Origin of the sequence: Meinhardsimonia xiamenensis, assembly GCF_900102905.1 — a bacterium.
Taxonomy (GTDB): domain Bacteria; phylum Pseudomonadota; class Alphaproteobacteria; order Rhodobacterales; family Rhodobacteraceae; genus Meinhardsimonia; species Meinhardsimonia xiamenensis.
In genome coordinates this window covers 704,113-719,666 of record NZ_FNFV01000001.1, presented here as the reverse complement: position 1 = coordinate 719,666, position 15,554 = coordinate 704,113, and the positions used below count along the sequence as shown (strand labels likewise).

At 69.3% G+C, this 15,554-nt stretch carries 14 protein-coding genes; 5 read left to right on the top strand and 9 right to left on the bottom strand.

All coding sequences use genetic code 11. From position 1 onward, the window contains the following. Nucleotides 1-12 precede the first annotated feature (12 nt). The 3 genes from BLQ14_RS03470 to trpS all read right to left on the bottom strand — a co-directional run bounded on the left by BLQ14_RS03470 (nucleotide 13) and on the right by trpS (nucleotide 3,099). Nucleotides 13-1,083 (bottom strand): NAD(P)/FAD-dependent oxidoreductase, encoded by a 1,071-nt coding sequence (locus BLQ14_RS03470; RefSeq protein WP_092498131.1) that lies wholly within the window; start codon nucleotides 1,081-1,083, stop codon nucleotides 13-15. Beyond that, complete coding sequence (locus BLQ14_RS03465) at nucleotides 1,080-1,997, bottom strand: aldo/keto reductase (RefSeq protein ID WP_342670224.1); 918 nt, start codon at nucleotides 1,995-1,997, stop codon at nucleotides 1,080-1,082. Before BLQ14_RS03465 ends, BLQ14_RS03470 begins: the two co-directional genes overlap by 4 nt. Before the next feature lie 73 nt (nucleotides 1,998-2,070). After that, complete coding sequence (gene trpS, locus BLQ14_RS03460) at nucleotides 2,071-3,099, bottom strand: tryptophan--tRNA ligase (protein ID WP_092498129.1); 1,029 nt, start codon at nucleotides 3,097-3,099, stop codon at nucleotides 2,071-2,073. A 224-nt stretch (nucleotides 3,100-3,323) separates the two neighbouring features. Here trpS and BLQ14_RS03455 point away from each other — a divergent pair, with 224 nt between their 5' ends. Beyond that, nucleotides 3,324-4,010: a rhomboid family intramembrane serine protease gene (locus BLQ14_RS03455; protein ID WP_092498127.1), complete on the top strand. Its 687-nt coding sequence runs from the start codon at nucleotides 3,324-3,326 to the stop codon at nucleotides 4,008-4,010. 2 nt (nucleotides 4,011-4,012) lie between these two features. Here BLQ14_RS03455 and murJ read toward each other — a convergent pair whose 3' ends face one another. From murJ to BLQ14_RS03440, 3 genes are read right to left on the bottom strand one after another with little or no spacing between them, the layout of a single operon-like run. Next, nucleotides 4,013-5,554: a murein biosynthesis integral membrane protein MurJ gene (gene murJ / locus BLQ14_RS03450; protein WP_092498125.1), complete on the bottom strand. Its 1,542-nt coding sequence runs from the start codon at nucleotides 5,552-5,554 to the stop codon at nucleotides 4,013-4,015. Then, nucleotides 5,554-8,430 (bottom strand): [protein-PII] uridylyltransferase, encoded by a 2,877-nt coding sequence (locus tag BLQ14_RS03445; protein ID WP_170068390.1) that lies wholly within the window; start codon nucleotides 8,428-8,430, stop codon nucleotides 5,554-5,556. The genes murJ and BLQ14_RS03445 overlap by 1 nt, the downstream gene beginning before the upstream one ends. After that, nucleotides 8,390-9,571 carry a penicillin-binding protein activator gene (locus tag BLQ14_RS03440; RefSeq protein WP_249028370.1) on the bottom strand — a complete coding sequence of 394 codons (1,182 nt, stop codon included), beginning with the start codon at nucleotides 9,569-9,571 and terminating at the stop codon, nucleotides 8,390-8,392. Before BLQ14_RS03440 ends, BLQ14_RS03445 begins: the two co-directional genes overlap by 41 nt. Before the next feature lie 89 nt (nucleotides 9,572-9,660). Here BLQ14_RS03440 and rsmI point away from each other — a divergent pair, with 89 nt between their 5' ends. From rsmI to BLQ14_RS03420, 4 genes are all read left to right on the top strand, one after another. Beyond that, the gene (gene rsmI, locus BLQ14_RS03435) at nucleotides 9,661-10,518 is read left to right on the top strand and encodes a 16S rRNA (cytidine(1402)-2'-O)-methyltransferase (protein WP_092498121.1); all 858 of its coding nucleotides are present in this window, start codon (nucleotides 9,661-9,663) and stop codon (nucleotides 10,516-10,518) included. After that, entirely contained in the window at nucleotides 10,515-10,868 is a 354-nt protein-coding gene (locus BLQ14_RS03430; protein WP_092498119.1) for a YraN family protein, read from the top strand. Before rsmI ends, BLQ14_RS03430 begins: the two co-directional genes overlap by 4 nt. 81 nt (nucleotides 10,869-10,949) lie before the next feature. Then, a complete protein-coding gene (gene gshB / locus BLQ14_RS03425) occupies nucleotides 10,950-11,897 on the top strand; it encodes a glutathione synthase (RefSeq protein ID WP_092498117.1) in 948 nt (315 codons plus the stop codon). Then, the gene (locus BLQ14_RS03420; RefSeq protein ID WP_092498115.1) at nucleotides 11,894-12,808 is read left to right on the top strand and encodes an alpha/beta hydrolase; all 915 of its coding nucleotides are present in this window, start codon (nucleotides 11,894-11,896) and stop codon (nucleotides 12,806-12,808) included. Before gshB ends, BLQ14_RS03420 begins: the two co-directional genes overlap by 4 nt. Here the strand turns inward: BLQ14_RS03420 and BLQ14_RS03415 are convergent. The 3 genes from BLQ14_RS03415 to cobU form a co-directional block, all read right to left on the bottom strand. Further along, a complete protein-coding gene (locus BLQ14_RS03415) occupies nucleotides 12,765-14,288 on the bottom strand; it encodes a YifB family Mg chelatase-like AAA ATPase (protein ID WP_092498113.1) in 1,524 nt (507 codons plus the stop codon). The two genes, BLQ14_RS03420 and BLQ14_RS03415, sit on opposite strands and share 44 nt — an antisense overlap. Before the next feature lie 117 nt (nucleotides 14,289-14,405). After that, nucleotides 14,406-15,005, bottom strand: a complete 600-nt coding sequence (locus BLQ14_RS03410; protein ID WP_281220836.1) for a histidine phosphatase family protein — start codon at nucleotides 15,003-15,005, stop codon at nucleotides 14,406-14,408. Beyond that, on the bottom strand, nucleotides 15,002-15,547 hold the full coding sequence (gene cobU, locus BLQ14_RS03405) for a bifunctional adenosylcobinamide kinase/adenosylcobinamide-phosphate guanylyltransferase (RefSeq protein WP_092498111.1): 546 nt from the start codon (nucleotides 15,545-15,547) through the stop codon (nucleotides 15,002-15,004). The genes BLQ14_RS03410 and cobU overlap by 4 nt, the downstream gene beginning before the upstream one ends. Nucleotides 15,548-15,554 lie beyond the last annotated feature (7 nt).

Sequence of the window (15,554 nt, the reverse complement as noted above, 5' to 3'; positions counted from 1 at the left end):
CACGTCACCCGCTCACGCCAGCCGCGCGGGCGAGAGCGCCGCGGCCAGATCCCGGCCGATCTCGGGCGCGCGCCCGGCGATGAGGTCGGCGGCGAGCCGGCTCGCCGCGGGCGAGGTCTGGATGCCGTAACCGCCCAGTGCGGCGTGCCAGAAGAAGCCGGGCGCATCCGGGGCAAAGCCGATCACCAGCTGACGGTCGGGGGCGAAGGAGCGCAGGCCCGCCCAGCTCGTCTCCACCCGCGTCACCGGCTCGGTGACGACGCGCTCGTAGCGGTGCAGCCCCTCGGCCAGCACCATGTCGTCGGCCCACGCATCATGCGGCTCGACCGGGTCTTCATCGGCCGGGGAGACGAGGAGCTTGCCGGCGTCGGGCTTGGCATACCACGTCTCGCCGGGGCCGAAGAGCATCGGCCAGCGCCGCACATCCTGCCCGCCGGGCGCCGGAAGCCGCGCCATCGAGCGGCGGAAGGGCGTCAGCCCGATGCGCCGTACCCCGGCGAGCCCGGCGATGCGGTCAGCCCAGGCGCCCGCGGCGTTGACGAGCAGGCGCGCGGCGATCTCCTCGTCGCCCGCCGTCACGCGCCATCCGTCGCGCGCCCTCGCGATCGCCGTCACCGGGCTCTTCAGCCTGATCTCGCCGCCATGCGCTCTCACCTCGCGGGCGTAACCCTGCAGGAGCAGGTCAACGTCGATGTCCCAGGCCTCCGCATGCCAGCCCGCGCGCGTGACGACCTCCGGGTTCAGGATCGGCACCATCTCGCGCGCCTCGGCGACAGTGATCGGTTCCATGCCCATCGAGGCCATGTCGGTGTCAAAGGCTTCGCGGTCCTCTTCGGTACCCACAATCATGAAGCCCCGCGGCGCGAGCACGCCGGCTTCCTCCAGAAAGGCCCGGCTCGCGCGGTTGAGCGCGCGCGTCGACGGCAGGCCGTAGCTTTCCTCGAACATCGCCGCCGAGCGGCCGGTGGCGTGATAGCCGAGCCCCTCCTCCGCCTCCACCACCACCGTCTTGCCCAGCGGCGCGAGACGGGAGGCGACCGAGATGCCGCCGATGCCGCCGCCGATGACGAGAAAGTCGATCATGCCTCCTCGGTCCTGTCCGTGGCCGGCGGCGGAGCCGGCACCAGCTGTGACAGCCGCGCGTAAAGGGCGTCATCCATGTCGAACGCGATGGCCGCGAGCGAGGGGGCAAGCTGCTCGGGCGTGCGCGCGCTCAGGATCGGTCCGGTCACGGCCGGATGGCGCGCCGCCCACGCCACGGCAAGCATGGCCGGCGACACGCCCATCTCGCCGGCGATCGCGGCGAGCCGCTCGGCCACCTTGTGGAGTGTCGGGTCGCCATACCGGCGGGCGTAGGCCGCATCGTGGAGCAGACGCCCGGTCTCGCCCCGGGCGTATTTCCCGGTGAGAAGCCCGCCGCCCAGCGGCGAGTAGGTCATCACCGCAAAGCCCTCCGACAGCGCCATCGGGAAGATCTCGACCTCGGCCGTGCGCTTCACCAGCGAATACATCGGCTGGATCGCGGTGATCTTCAGACCGAAGCGCGCGGCCACCGAAGCCGCCTTCATCACCTGCCAGGCGGCATAGTTCGACACGCCCACGTGGCGCACATGCCCCGCCTCGACAAGGCGCGCCATGGTCTCGAATGTCTCCTCAAGGGGCGTCTCGGCGTCCCAGCGGTGGAGGTAGAGCAGATCGACCATGTCCATACCCAGCCGTCGGCGGCTCTCGTCGAACTGGGCGGTGATGTTGGCCCGGCTCGCCGGCAGCGGCCAGGCGCATTTGGTGGCGATGTAGAGCCTGTCGCGCTCGGCCGCGGCGAAACGGCCCAGAAGCCGCTCGGATTCGCCGCCCGTGTAGCCGTAGGCGGTGTCGAAATGCGTGATCCCTGCGGCGCGGGCGGCCTCATACATGGCGCGGCTTGCGGCCTCATCGGCGCCGCCGCCGAACTGCATGGTGCCAAAGGCGAAGCGGGGGACGGGTGCGCCGTCCGGCATTGTCAAGGGTGTCATGGCCGCGAAAAGAGCACGCCACGGCGGAAAGGAAAACCCCTTCCCACCCCGCGCCACGTCAGCCGCGCGTCTGCACCAGCCCGACGATCTCGTAGGTCTTGCGCAGGATCGGCGCGGCGATCTCCTCGGCCCGATCGGCGCCGCGCGCGAGAATGCGGTCGATCTCGGCCTGATCCTGCATCAGCTCGGCCATGCGCTTCGAGATCGGCGAGAGATGCGTCACCGCAAGCTCCGCGAGCGCGGGCTTGAACTCGGAGAACTGCTTGCCGCCGAACTCGGCCAGCACCTCGGCGACGCTCTTGTCGGCGAGCGCGGCATAGATGTTGACGAGGTTGCGCGCCTCGGGGCGCCCTTCGAGCCCTTCGGGGCTCTCGGGCAGCGGGTCGGGGTCGGTGCGGGCCTTGCGGATCTTGAGCGCGATGGTGTCGGCATCATCGGTGAGGTTGATGCGGCTCATGTCCGAGGGGTCGGACTTCGACATCTTCTTGGTGCCGTCACGCAGGCTCATCACGCGCGTCGCCGCCCCCTCGATCACCGGCTCGGGCAGCGGGAAGAACTCCACCCCGTAGTCGTGGTTGAACTTCGCGGCGATGTCGCGGGTCAGCTCCAGGTGCTGCTTCTGATCCTCGCCGACCGGCACATGGGTGGCGTGGTAAAGCAGAATGTCGGCGGCCATCAGCGTGGGATAGGCAAACAGCCCCAGCGAGGCGTTCTGGGCGTTCTTGCCGGCCTTGTCCTTGAACTGGGTCATGCGCTGCATCCAGCCCAGCCGCGCGACGCAGTTGAAGATCCAGGCAAGCTGGGCGTGACCGGCCACCTGGCACTGGTTGAACAGGATCGAACGCTCGGGGTCGATGCCCACGGCGATGTAGCCGGCGCAAAGCTCGCGCGTGGCCCGGCGCAGCGCCTGCGGCTCCTGCCAGACGGTGATCGCATGCAGATCGACGATGCAGTAGATGCACTCGTAGACGCCCGCATTCTGCATCTCGACGAAACGTTTCATCGCGCCGAGATAGTTGCCGAGCGTCAGCCCGCCCGAGGGCTGGATGCCTGAAAACACCCGAGGGGTGAAGCCGCCTTCGGCCATTCGTCCCGCTCCGTCTGGAAGTCCGTCTGGAAATTCGCGCCGGGCTCGCTTAACGCTGGCTGCAAGGCTCGTCAAGGAAAGCGCCGGATGCACGACACACGCCAAGCAGCGCCTGTATCTCTTAAGCGGCGGGCGGCGCCCGGGGCGAGGGGGGCGCTGCCCGGCCTCACGGTCGGGCCGGGATGCGTGTTCCGACCTATCTTCAAGACAGTAAAGCCGCACTGATGCACAGCGACCACAACGCCTCGCCCGTCAATCCCATCCCGCCGGTGGTGCTGGCGCTTGCCGCGGTGATCGCGCTTGTCGAGATCGCCTTTCAGCTCGGCGCGCGGGGGCTCGTGGGCGGGCCGGATGCGGTGGGCTGGCGGCTCGCGGCGATCGAACGCTTCGCCTTCGTGCCGACCATGCTCGACTGGATGCTCGAGCACGGCCGCTTCCCGCTCGACTTTCTCGTGCGCCTCGTTGCTTACGCCTTCGTGCATGCGAGCTTCACCCACATGCTCTTCGTCGTGGTCTTTCTGCTGGCCTTGGGCAAGATGGTGGCCGAGGTGTTCAATCCTTGGGCGTTTCTCGCGCTGTTCTTCGGCTCGGCCATTGCCGGGGCGCTGGCCTACGGGCTTCTTGTCGACACGCGCACCCCGCTCATCGGCGGCTTTCCCGCCGTCTACGGCCTGATCGGCGCCTTCACCTTTCTGCTGTGGGTGCGGCTCACGGTGCTGGGCGAGGCGCGCTGGCAGGCCTTCACGCTCATCGCCATGCTGCTCGGCATCCAGCTCATCTTCGGCCTTCTCTTCGGGGGCGGCATGGACTGGGTCGCCGATGTGGCGGGCTTTGCCGCGGGCTTCTGCCTGTCCTTCGTGCTGAGCCCCGGCGGCTGGGCGCGGCTCATCGACCGGCTCCGGCAACGCTGAATTCAGCGCCGCAAGGCCGCGCGCACCTCGCCGAGCCTGAGCCCGCCGAAGAGATGGGCGGCGGCGAAATAGACCGCCCCGCCGAGCCCCACGAGAAGCGCGAGCGCCCCATACCGCCAGCCGGGCGCGGCAAGCCACGGCTCAAGCGCGGCGGCAGCGGCGGCAATGGCTGCGCCCATGACGAGCGCGGCGGCAAGGATTCGGATGATGCGGCGGCGGAAACGCTCGTCGAGCGCGGCGGCCTGCCCCATCCCGCGCGCGCCGCGCCACAGCAGCCAGACCATCGCCCAGGCGGCAAGGGTGGTGCCGAGCGCGGCGGCGAGAAAGCCGACGAGCGGCGCGAGCCCTATGGCGACACCCGCGTTCACCAGCATCGAGGCGACGGCGTAGCGAAAGGGGGTGCGCGTGTCCTCCCGCGCGAAATAGAGCGGCTGCAGCACCTTCTGGAGCACGAAGGCAGGGAGGCCCGCACCATAGACCACAAGCGCGGCGGCCGTCGGCGCGACATCCTCCGCCCCAAACGCGCCGCGCTGGAACAGGACAGACACGAGCGGCTCGGCAATGACCATGAGCGCCACCGCCGCCGGCAGGGTCAGGGCAAGCGACAGCTCGCCGGCGCGGTTGAAGGCCTGCCGCCCGCCCGCGTCGTCACCCGCGCGGAGCCTGCGCGAGAGATCGGGCAGGAGCACCACGCCGATGGCGATGCCCACCACCCCGAGCGGCAGCTGATAGAGCCGGTCGGCATAGTTGAGCCAGGCGATGGCGCCGTCAAACCAGCTCGCCACCTGCCGGCCGACAAGAAGGTTCACCTGCACCACCCCGCCCGCAAGCGCCGCCGGCGCGGCGATGATCGCCAGACGCTTCAGCTCCGGCGTCCAGCGCGGGCGGCGCAGGCGGATCCCGAGCCCCGCGCGGAATGCGGCCACCCAGACAAAGCCAAGCTGCGCCATGCCCGCCGCAACAACACCCCAGGCGAGCCAGCGGCCCTGCACCACATCCTCCGCCCCGGCGCTGGCCACCAGCACGGTGACGAGAATGACGTTGAGGAGCACCGGGGCCGCGGCCGCGGCCCAGAAGCGCCCCGCGGCGTTGAGCGCGCCCGAGACGAGAGCTGCGAGCGAGATGAACAGGATGTAGACAAAAACGATGCGCCCGTAGTCCACCGCAAGCGCCATGCGGCTGTCATCGGCAAATCCCCCGGCCATGGCCAGCACCAGAAAGGGCATTGCCGGAATCGCGATCGCCGTGAAGACCACCAGCACGCCCGCAAGCGCGCTCATCGCGTCGGAGGCGAAGCCGTCGGCATCCTCGCCCGCCTCGAGCTTCTTGGCATAGAGCGGCACGAAGGCGGTGTTGAAGGCGCCTTCCGCGAAGAAGCGGCGGAACATGTTGGGCAGGGCGAAGGCGATCAGGAAAGCCTCCGCCACCGGTCCCGCACCGAGGAAGGCGGCGATCAGCACGTCGCGCACGAAGCCGAGGATGCGGCTTGCGAAGGTCCATGCGCCGACCGCGAAGAAGGCCGCCGCCAGCCGGATCGGGCGCATCAGCCCTCCGCCCTCTGGGCGCCCTGCTCGATCGCCTGCCGCAGCTTCTTCTCGAGTGCGCGGCGCTTGGCCTCGGAGTGGAGCTTCAGCCCGAACATGTCCTTCACATAGAAGGTGTCGACGACCTGCGCGCCATAGGTGGCGATCACGGCCGAGGCGATCTGGATGTTGTTCGCGGCAAGGGTGCGGGTGAGGTCGTAGAGAAGGCCGGGCCGGTCGCGGGTGTCCACCTCGATGATGGTGTAGATGTCGGAGCCCTCGTTGTCGAAGGTGATGGTGGTGGGCACGCGGAAGGCGCGCTCGCGCTTCTTCATCCGGTCGCGGTCGGCCAGCGCGTCACGGGCGATCACCTCGCCCTTCAGCGTCTTCATGATCATCTGTTTCAGCCGCGGCAGGCGGGATTGTTCGAAGGGGTTGCCCTCGGCATCCTGTATCCAGAACACCGCCGTCGCCCAGCCGTCCTTGGAGGTGTAGGTGCGCGCGTCAACGACATTGGCGCCCACAAGCGCCAGCGCCCCGGCAAGGCGCGAGAAGATGCCGGGGTGGTCGGCCAGCACGAAGCAGGCCCGCGTGGCGCCGTGGTCGGGATCGGGCTCGATGTCGATCAGGATCTCGTCTTCGCGCGCCTGTCGCAGGAGCCGGGCAAAGACGACATGGGTCGAGGTCGGCAGCCCCTGCCAGTAAGGGCCGTAGTGGCGCTGGGTCTCGATGCGCAGATCCTTCGGATCCCAGTCCTTGAGCGCCTCGCGGAGCGCTCGCTTGGCCTCGTCCTCCCGCGCCTCGCGGTTGATCGCCTCAAGCCCGTTCTCGAGCGCGGTGGCTGTGGCACGGTAGAGCTCGCGCAGAAGCTCCGCCTTCCAGTTGTTCCAGACCTTCGGCCCCACCCCGCGGATGTCGCAGACCGTCAGAACGGTCAGCAGGTCGAGCCGCTCGCGCGTCTTCACCGCCTTGGCGAAGTCGCGCACGGTGCGGGGCTCGGCGATGTCGCGCTTCTGGGCCATGTCGGACATCAGCAGGTGATAGCGCACCAGCCATTCGAGAGTCTCCGCCTCCTTGGGGCGCAGCCTGAAGCGGGGCGCGAGGCGACGCGCGATCTGCGCGCCCACCACCGAGTGGTCTTCCTCCCGGCCCTTGCCGATGTCGTGGAAGAGAAGCGCGAGGTAGAGCACCTTGCGATTGACCCCGGCCTTGAGGATGCTCGAGGCGATGGGCAGCTCTTCCACGAGCTCGCCACGCTCGATCTCGGCGAGGATCGAGATGCACTGGATGGTGTGCTCATCCACCGTATAGGCGTGATACATGTTGAACTGCATCATCGCCACGATGGGGGCGAACTCCGGAATGAAGGCCGCGAGCACGCCGAGCTCGTTCATCCTCCTGAGCGCGCGCTCGGGATTGCCATGCTTCAGGAGCAGGTCAAGGAAGATGCGGTTGGCCTCGGGGTCGGCCCGCATTTCGTCGTCGATGAGGTGCAGGTTGGCCGTCACCAGCCGCATCGCGTCCGGGTGGATGAGAAGGCCGGTCCTCAGCCCCTCCTCGAACAGCCGCAGAATGTTGAGCTTGTCGGCCAGAAAGGCCTTCTCGTCAGCGACCGTCAGCCGGTTGCGGACGACCTTGTAACCCTTCTTCACGCGGCGGGGGCGGCGGAAGAACCGCGTGAGCCCCGGTGCGCGCTTGACGTGCCGCTCCTCGAGCACGGTGAGAAAGATGCGGGTGAGCTCTCCCACCTTGGTGGCGTGGCGGAAATAGTCCTGCATGAAATGCTCGACCGCCCGGCGCCCGCCATGGTCGGTGTAGCCCATGCGCTGCGCCACCTCGACCTGCATGTCGAAGGTGAGCTGATCCACCGCGCGCCCGGCGATCAGGTGCAGATGGCAGCGCACTGCGTTGAGGAAGTTCTCGGCCTCGAGGAACGCGTCATATTCGTCCTGGCGGAATTCCTTCAGGCGAACCAGCTCGGCGCGGTCCTCCACCCCGTGGATGTACTTGTCGATCCAGAACAGCGTGTGCAGGTCCCGCAGGCCGCCCTTGCCTTCCTTGACATTGGGCTCGACCATGTAGCGCTGACCGCCCTGGCGGCGCAGCCGCTCGTCGCGCTCGGCAAGCTTGGCCTCGATGAAGTCGGCCTCGGTGCCGCGGAAGAGCTCCTTCCACAACCGCTTCTTCAACTCGTCGGCGAGCGGCTTGTAACCGGCGACGAAGCGATGTTCGAGAAGCGCGGTACGGATCGTGTAATCCTCGCGGCCGAGGCGGATGCACTCCTTCACGCTCCGGCTGGAATGACCGACCTTCAGGTGCAGATCCCAGAGCATGTACAGCATGCTCTCGATCACGCTCTCCGCCCAGCCGGTCACCTTGTAGGGCACGAGGAACAGAAGATCGACGTCGGAGAAGGGCGCCATCTCGCCGCGCCCGTATCCCCCCACGCCAAGCACCGCCAACCGCTCGCCCTCGGTTGGGTTGGGCCGCGGATGCAGAAACGTCACCGCCACCTTGAATGCCGCGGAGACAATCCCGTCGGTGAGATAGGCGTAGGCACGCACCGTGGGCAATGCCTCGCGCGGGCGGGCCTCGAAGGCTTCCGCGATCCGCTCGCGGCCGCGCGTGAGCGCCTCGCACAGGACCTCGACAGCCGCGTCGCGCAGCGCGCGCCCGGCGCCGGCGCTGCTCGTCTCGCCCAGCGCCTCGGAGACGGAGGCCAGACGCGCGGCCACCGCCTCGGGGTCGAAGATCTCGCGGGGGGGGGCAATCAGCTCGCCGGGCTCGGCCAGAAGCCGCGAGGCAGGCAGGAGCGCCCGCGCCGGCTCCAGCGCCAGTGCCGCGGCGGGCGGCGCCTCAGATGCCGGCGCCGCCAAAGCTTCTCGGGGCGGGGTCAAGCACCACCACCTCCTCATCGCGGATCGTCGCCACCGCGAGCGCCCGCTCCACCGTGCCATCGCCACGCAGGCGGAAGACGCCGTTGACACCAAGGAAGCCCGAGGGCTGGGTGAGGCCCGATGCCGCGAGCGCGTCGGACTTTCCGGCCTTCACCAGCGCCCCGATCGCGGCGATGCCGTCATAGGCCAGCCCGGCGATGGGATGCGGCGGTGTGCCATAAGCTTCGGCGTAGCGGGCCTCGAACTGCTGCATCAGTGCCGGGTCGGGAATGGCGAACCAGCCGTTCTGCAATCCCGGCAGCTCCAGCGCGCTGCGCGGAATGTCCCAGCGCTGCAGACCGATGAACTGGGTCTCGGCCGGATCGATGCCGTTCTCGGTGAGAAGTTGCGTGAGGATCGGCAGCGCGCCGGCGGTGCCCGAGGTGAAGGCCACCGACTGTGCCCCGGTGGAACGGATCATCTCGGCGATCTTGGGCACCGCGTTGACGACGCCGGTCTGCGAGAGTTCGAACGGGAAGATGCCCCGCACCTCGACCCCGGCCGCGGCGGCGGCCGCGGCAAAGGCGTCCCGCCCCTTTTCCTCGGCCGGGCTCTGACCATGCACGATCACCAAGCTCGACTTGCCCTGGGCCGCGGCGAAACGCATCAGTCGATTCGCCGTGTTCTCGAAGGTGTGCCCGAGAACGAAGACATTGCCGCCGGCGATGTCCGTGTTGTTCGAAAATGCCAGCACGTTGACCCCGCGCGGGCGCACAGCCTCGCCGGCGGCACGCGCCGCGCCCGAATACACCGGACCGAGCAGGATGCGCGCCCCGTCATCCACCGCCTGACGCGCAACCTCCGCCGCGGTGGCCGGCTGCCCAGCGGTGGCATAGACCCGCAGATCGATCTCGACGCCGTCAAGATCGGCCATCGCCAGCCGCGCGGCATTCTCGAGGGACCTGGCCAGCGCCTCGTCGCCGGGCTGGCCCGAACCGGCCGGCACGAGCAACGCGACAGGAACCGGCCTGGAGGTGTTGATGCGCGGCCCGCCCGAACCTGCCCCAGGGGCAACATCGCATGCGGCAAGCCAGAGAACCGAAAACAGGGCAACGATCAGCCCGGCGGCACGACGGACGGAAAACGGCGGCAGGCTCGGCAAGGTCACTTCCCAGATTGCGCGGCGGTTGCGATCGGGCGCAGACTATGCGCAACCGTGCAGGGAGTAAACGGCCACAGGGAAGGAACCCGATGCCCCCAGAAAAAAAGCCGCTTCTGCCGGGGCTCTACCTCGTGTCGACGCCAATCGGCAATGCACGGGACATAACCCTCAGGGCGCTCGACGTTCTCGCCGCCGCCGACGTTCTGGCGGCGGAGGATACGCGCAGCCTCCGGCGACTCATGGACATCCACGGCATCGCCCTCGAAGGGCGCCCGCTGCTTGCCTACCACGACCACAATGCGCCTGCCGTGCGCCCGCGCCTTCTGAGCGAACTGCGCGAAGGCAGATCGGTGGCCTACGCGCCCGAAGCCGGGACGCCGCTGATCTCCGATCCCGGCTACGGGCTCGTGCGCGCCGTGATCGAGGCCGGGCTGCCCCTCACCGCGGTGCCCGGTCCCGCTGCGCTGGCCACCGCGCTCACCCTTGCCGGCCTGCCGACCGACCGTTTCCTGTTTGCCGGCTTTCTGCCCAACGGTTCGACGGCGCGGCGCAAGGCGCTCGCCGAGCTCGCCGCAGTCCCCGCCACGCTGGTCTTCTACGAATCGCCAAGACGCGTTGGGGAAATGTTAGCAGACGCAGTGCTAACACTCGGAGAAGAGAGACAGGCCGCAATCTGCCGGGAACTGACCAAGCGATACGAGGAAGTGCGCCGCGGCTCGCTCGGCGAACTCGCCCGGGAGCTTGCCGAGGAGAGGCTGCGCGGCGAAGTCGTGGTGATCATTGACCGAAACCGAGGGCAGGCCGATGCCGGCGAGCTCGAGACTGCCCTCAGGGAGGCGCTGAAGACCATGAGCGTGAAACAGGCCGCGGGCGAGGTCGCAAGCCGTCTCGGGCTGCCGCGCAGGCAGGTCTATCAGGCGGCCCTGAAATTGGGAGAAAAGCCATGAGCGGGCTTCAGTCGCATCTTTCGGGCCTTGCGGCCGAGGAGGCGGTGGCGCGCGCCTACGAGCGGCGCGGCATGACGGTGGCCGAAAGGCGCTGGCGCGGGCCCGCCGGCGAGATTGACCTGATCCTGCGCGATGGCGCGGCCGTCGTCTTCGTCGAGGTGAAGAAGGGGCGTGACTTCGCTGCCGCCGCCGCCCGCCTGACCGCCCGTCAGATCGAGCGCATCGTGGCATCCGCCGCGGCCTTTCTCGGGGGAGAGCCGGCGGGTCAGATGACCGAGGCGCGCATCGATGTTGCCCTCGTCGACGAACGAGGTGAGCTCCACATTCTGGAGAACGCGGTGCTGGCGTGAGGCCGCGCGCCCGCAGGCCATTGCGCCCCCTCTCCGGCTGGGCCATCAAGGGGCTGGAGAATTCTGCCGGGAGGCTGGCCGATGGCCCTGAAAGTCGCGATCCAGATGGACCCGATCCACGGGATAAACATTGACACCGACAGCACCTTCCGCCTCGCGGAGGAGGCGCAGGCGCGCGGGCACCGGCTCTTCTACTACACACCCGACCGGCTGGCCGTTCAGGAGGGCACCGTGACCGCGCGCGGTCACGATCTCGTGGTGCATCGCGTGGCCGGCGATCATGCCGAGCTTGGGCCGGAACGCGAGGTCAGCCTGCGTGACTTCGACGTCATCTGGCTGCGCCAGGATCCGCCGTTCGACATGGCCTACGTCACCACCACCCATCTGCTCGACCTTGTCCATCCGCATGCACTGGTCGTCAATGACCCGTTCTGGGTGCGCAACTTCCCCGAAAAGATTCTCGTTCTCCGCTTTCCCGAGATCACCCCGCCCACGACCATCGCGCGGGATCTCGCCACGCTGCGCGCCTTTCGTGAACGCCACGGCGACATGATCCTGAAGCCGCTTTATGGCAACGGTGGCGCCGGCGTGTTCCGCCTTGACCCGAACGACCGCAATCTCAACGCCCTTCACGAGCTCTTCACGAGCCTCACGCGCGAGCCGCTGATCGCGCAGAAGTTCATTCCCGATGTCGAGGCGGGAGACAAGCGCATCATCCTGGTCGACGGCGAGCCGGTCGGGGCCATCAACCGTGTCCCGCAAGCGGGGGAAACCCGGTCGAACCTGCACATAGGCGGCCGGGCCGAGCCTGCGCGGCTGACCGATCGCGACCGCGAGATCTGCGCCGTCATCGGCCCGACCTTGCGCGAGAAGGGACAGGTCTTCGTGGGAATCGACGTGATCGGTGGATGGCTCACCGAGATCAACGTGACCTCGCCCACGGGCATCCAGGAACTGGAGCGATTCGACAACATCAACGTCGCCGCTCGAATCTGGGAGGCTGTCGAGGCAAGGGTCGCTGCGCGGTGAGCCTCGCGCTCGCCCTTCTCAAGCTCTATCTGCGGACGGTGCAAAAGCCATGGCTTGCCCGCGTGAAGGATCCGGCCGCCGCCCGCCGTGCCTTCGAGCGTTCGGCGCGCCTCGCCGCCATGCCCGCCGGCGCGCTGCTCCTTCCGCGCCGCGTCGGCAATGTGCCGGGACTGTGGGTTTCCTGCCGCCCGCGCGGCGCGGGCCTCATTCTCTACTTCCACGGCGGCGCCTACGTGATGGGCAGCTCGGCCACCCACAAGGCCATGGTGGCCCGGCTGTGCGCCCTGACCGGGGCCGAGGCCTTCATTCCCGACTACCGGCTTGCCCCCGAACACCCGTTTCCCGCCGCCTTCGAGGATGCCTGCAGCGTCTGGCAGGATCTGCTCGCCCGCGGCTACCGGGCCGACGGCATCGTTATCGGTGGCGACAGCGCCGGCGGCGGGCTGATGCTCGCCCTCCTCGCCGCGACATGCCGGCAAGGCGGCCCCCACCCCGCCGCCGCCTTTGCCTTCTCTCCCTGGACGGACCTGACGCTTTCGGGCGCGTCACTGCGCGAGAACGCCCGCGCCGACCCTCTCCTCCCGGCCGGGCGGGTGGCCGAGGCGCGCGACTACTATCTTGCCGGGGCCGACCCGGCAGACCCCCGCGCCTCGCCGCTTCTCGCCGACTTTCCCGGCGCCCCGCCGGTATTCCTGCAGGCGGGGATGACGGAAATCCTGCGCGACGACACGACCCGAATGGCCGACCGCCTCGCGGCGCAGGGCGTCGACGTGGTCACCGATCTGTGGCCGGACAGCCCGCATGTGCTGCCGATCTTCCAGGGGTGGGTGCCCGAGGCGGACGAGGCGCTTGCGCGCGCGGCCGCCTTCATCCGGCAACGGCTTCCCGCAGCTCGGGCAAGCGGTAGCTGACGGCCTCGGCAATGTGCGGGCGGCGCACGCGCTCCGAGCCGTCGAGGTCGGCGATGGTGCGCGCGACGCGCATCACCCGGTGATAGCCGCGCGCGCTGAGCCCGAAACGCTCGGCGACACGGGCGATGAGGGCGCGCCCTTCGGCGTCGGGGGAGGCGATTTCGCTCAGCACGGCGCCCTCGGCATCGGCGTTCACGCGCAGCCCGTTGCGGCCGGCGAACCGCGCCGCCTGAACCTCGCGTGCCGCAGCCACGCGCGCGGCGACCGCGGCGGAGCTCTCTCCGCCCGCCGGAAGGTCGAGATCGGCGTAGCTCACCGGGGGCACTTCCACGCGCAGGTCGAAGCGGTCCATCAGCGGGCCGGAGATGCGCCCCATGTAATCTTCGCCGCAGGACGGGGCGCGCCCGCAGGCCCGGGCCGGATCCGCGAGATGGCCGCAGCGACAGGGATTTGCAGCCGCCACCAGCATGAAGCGGCACGGATAGCGCACATGCGCATTCGCCCGCGCCACCACCACCTCGCCCGTCTCGATCGGCTGGCGCAGCGTCTCGAGCACGGCGCGGGAGAATTCGGGTAGCTCGTCCAGAAACAGCACCCCGTTGTGCGCCAGCGAGACCTCGCCGGGCTTCGCGCCCTTCCCGCCCCCGACGATCGCGGCCATCGAGGCGGTGTGGTGCGGCTCGCGGAAGGGGCGCAAACGCGAGATCCCGCCCTCATCGAGCAGTCCGGCGAGCGAATGGATCATTGAGGTCTCGAGCGCCTCGGCCGGGCTCATCGGCGGCAGGATGCCCGGCAGACGCGCGGCCAGCATCGACTTGCCCGAGCCGGGAGCGCCGACCATCAGAAGGTGGTGCCGCCCAGCCGCGGCGATCTCGAGCGCGCGCTTGGCCCGCTCCTGCCCCTTCACCTCGGCCAGATCGCGGCCGGAGGAATGCCCCACCACCTCGCCGGGCTCGGCCGGCGCCAGCACGCTGACCCCGGTGAAATGCTGCACGGCGGCGGCAAGGGTTTCGGGGGCGATCACCTGCGCGGCGCCGACCCAGGCCGCCTCGCGCCCGCAGGCTTGCGGACAGACAAGCTTGCGCCCTCCCTCGGCGGCACACATCGCCGCCGGCAGCGCGCCGTTGACCGCCATCAGCCGCGCATCGAGTGACAGCTCGCCCAGTGCCACGACCTCCTCGACGTCCTCCGGCGAAATCACCTCGAGCGCGGCGAGAAGCGCCAGAGCGATCGGCAGGTCGAAATGGGAACCTTCCTTGGGCAGGTCGGCGGGAGCGAGATTGATGGTGATCCGCCGCGAAGGCAGCGCCACGGATATCGCCGCGAGGGCGGCGCGCACCCGCTCCCGCGCCTCCGACACCGCCTTGTCGGGCAACCCGACGATGGAAAAGCCGGGCAGGCCCGGCGCGAGGACGCATTGCACCTCTACAAGACGCGCCTCGATCCCCTCGAAGGCCACCGTGTAGGTGCGTGCGACCATGGGGCATCTCCCGCCTCCTGCCCTTCGGGGGAAGGGTTAACTGAACAGGCCTTTAGGTTTGGTTAACCCGCCCGCCGCGATCACCCCCGCGCCCGCGGCCGGTGTGGCTGCCGCGCCTCAGGGGGCGTGATTGACGCGCAGCAATCGCCAGCCCATCCCGGCCTCGGCTTCCCCTGCGGCTTCGATAATGGTGACAGAGAGCGGATCGATGCGGTGAGCGAAAGCCGCGCGCGCATCGAGCCGGCCTGCGCGCGCGACCTGGGTGAGGATCACGCCGAAATGCGCCACGACGATCAGCACGCCGCCCCGCCTGGCACGCAGCAGCCTGTCGAGCGTGGCGTTGACGCGGGCCGCGAGATCGTCCCAGCTCTCGCCGGCGGGCGCCCGCACGGGCCCCGGCGCCTCGTAGAAATCGCGCAGGAGTTCCGGTGACTCCCTCTCGATCTCGGCATAACGGCGCATCTCCCACGCCCCGAAATTCAGCTCGCGCAGCCCCGGCTCGTCGGGCAGGCGCGGGCGCGCGCCGGCGATGGCATCGGCCGTGGCGCGGGCGCGGGCAAGGTCGGATGAAACGACCGGCGCATCGGCCGGCAGAAAGGCCGACAGCCGGGCGATGGTCTCCCTGTCGGAGAGATCGGCGGGCAGATCCGTCCAGCCCACCATGCCCTGGGCATGGGTCGGCCCGTGGCGCACGAGATAGAGCCGCGCGGGCCTCAACGCAGCGCCTCCGGCAGTGCCCCCTTGAGCACCAGCGGCAAACCGGCGACGACCGCCACCGCGAGATCGGCGCGCGCTGCAAGTGTCTGGTTCAGGCGCCCCTGCGCATCGCGAAAGCGCCGCGCAAGTGCGTTTTCGGGCACGATGCCCGCCCCCACCTCGCTGGAGACCACCACGACCGGCGCCGCGCAACTCCGCAGGGCGGCGAGAAGCTCCTCCTCGGCTGTCTCGAGATCATCCCCGGCCAGCAGGATGCCGGTGAGCCAAAGCGTGATGCAGTCGATCAGCACGGCCTCCCCGGGCCGTGCCGCGCCGAGCGCCGCCCCAAGCGCGCGCCCCGCCTCCACCTCGCGCCAGTTCCGCCCCCGGCGCGCCTTGTGCGCGGCGATTCGCGCCGCCATTTCGGGGTCATCGCCCGCCTCCGCCGTGGCGACATAAACCGGCGCAAGTCCACTGCCCATCACGAGCCGCTCGGCAAAGGTCGACTTGCCCGAGCGCGCACCGCCGATCACAAGACTGAGCGCGGGCAGTAAAGTTTGCATAGTTTCC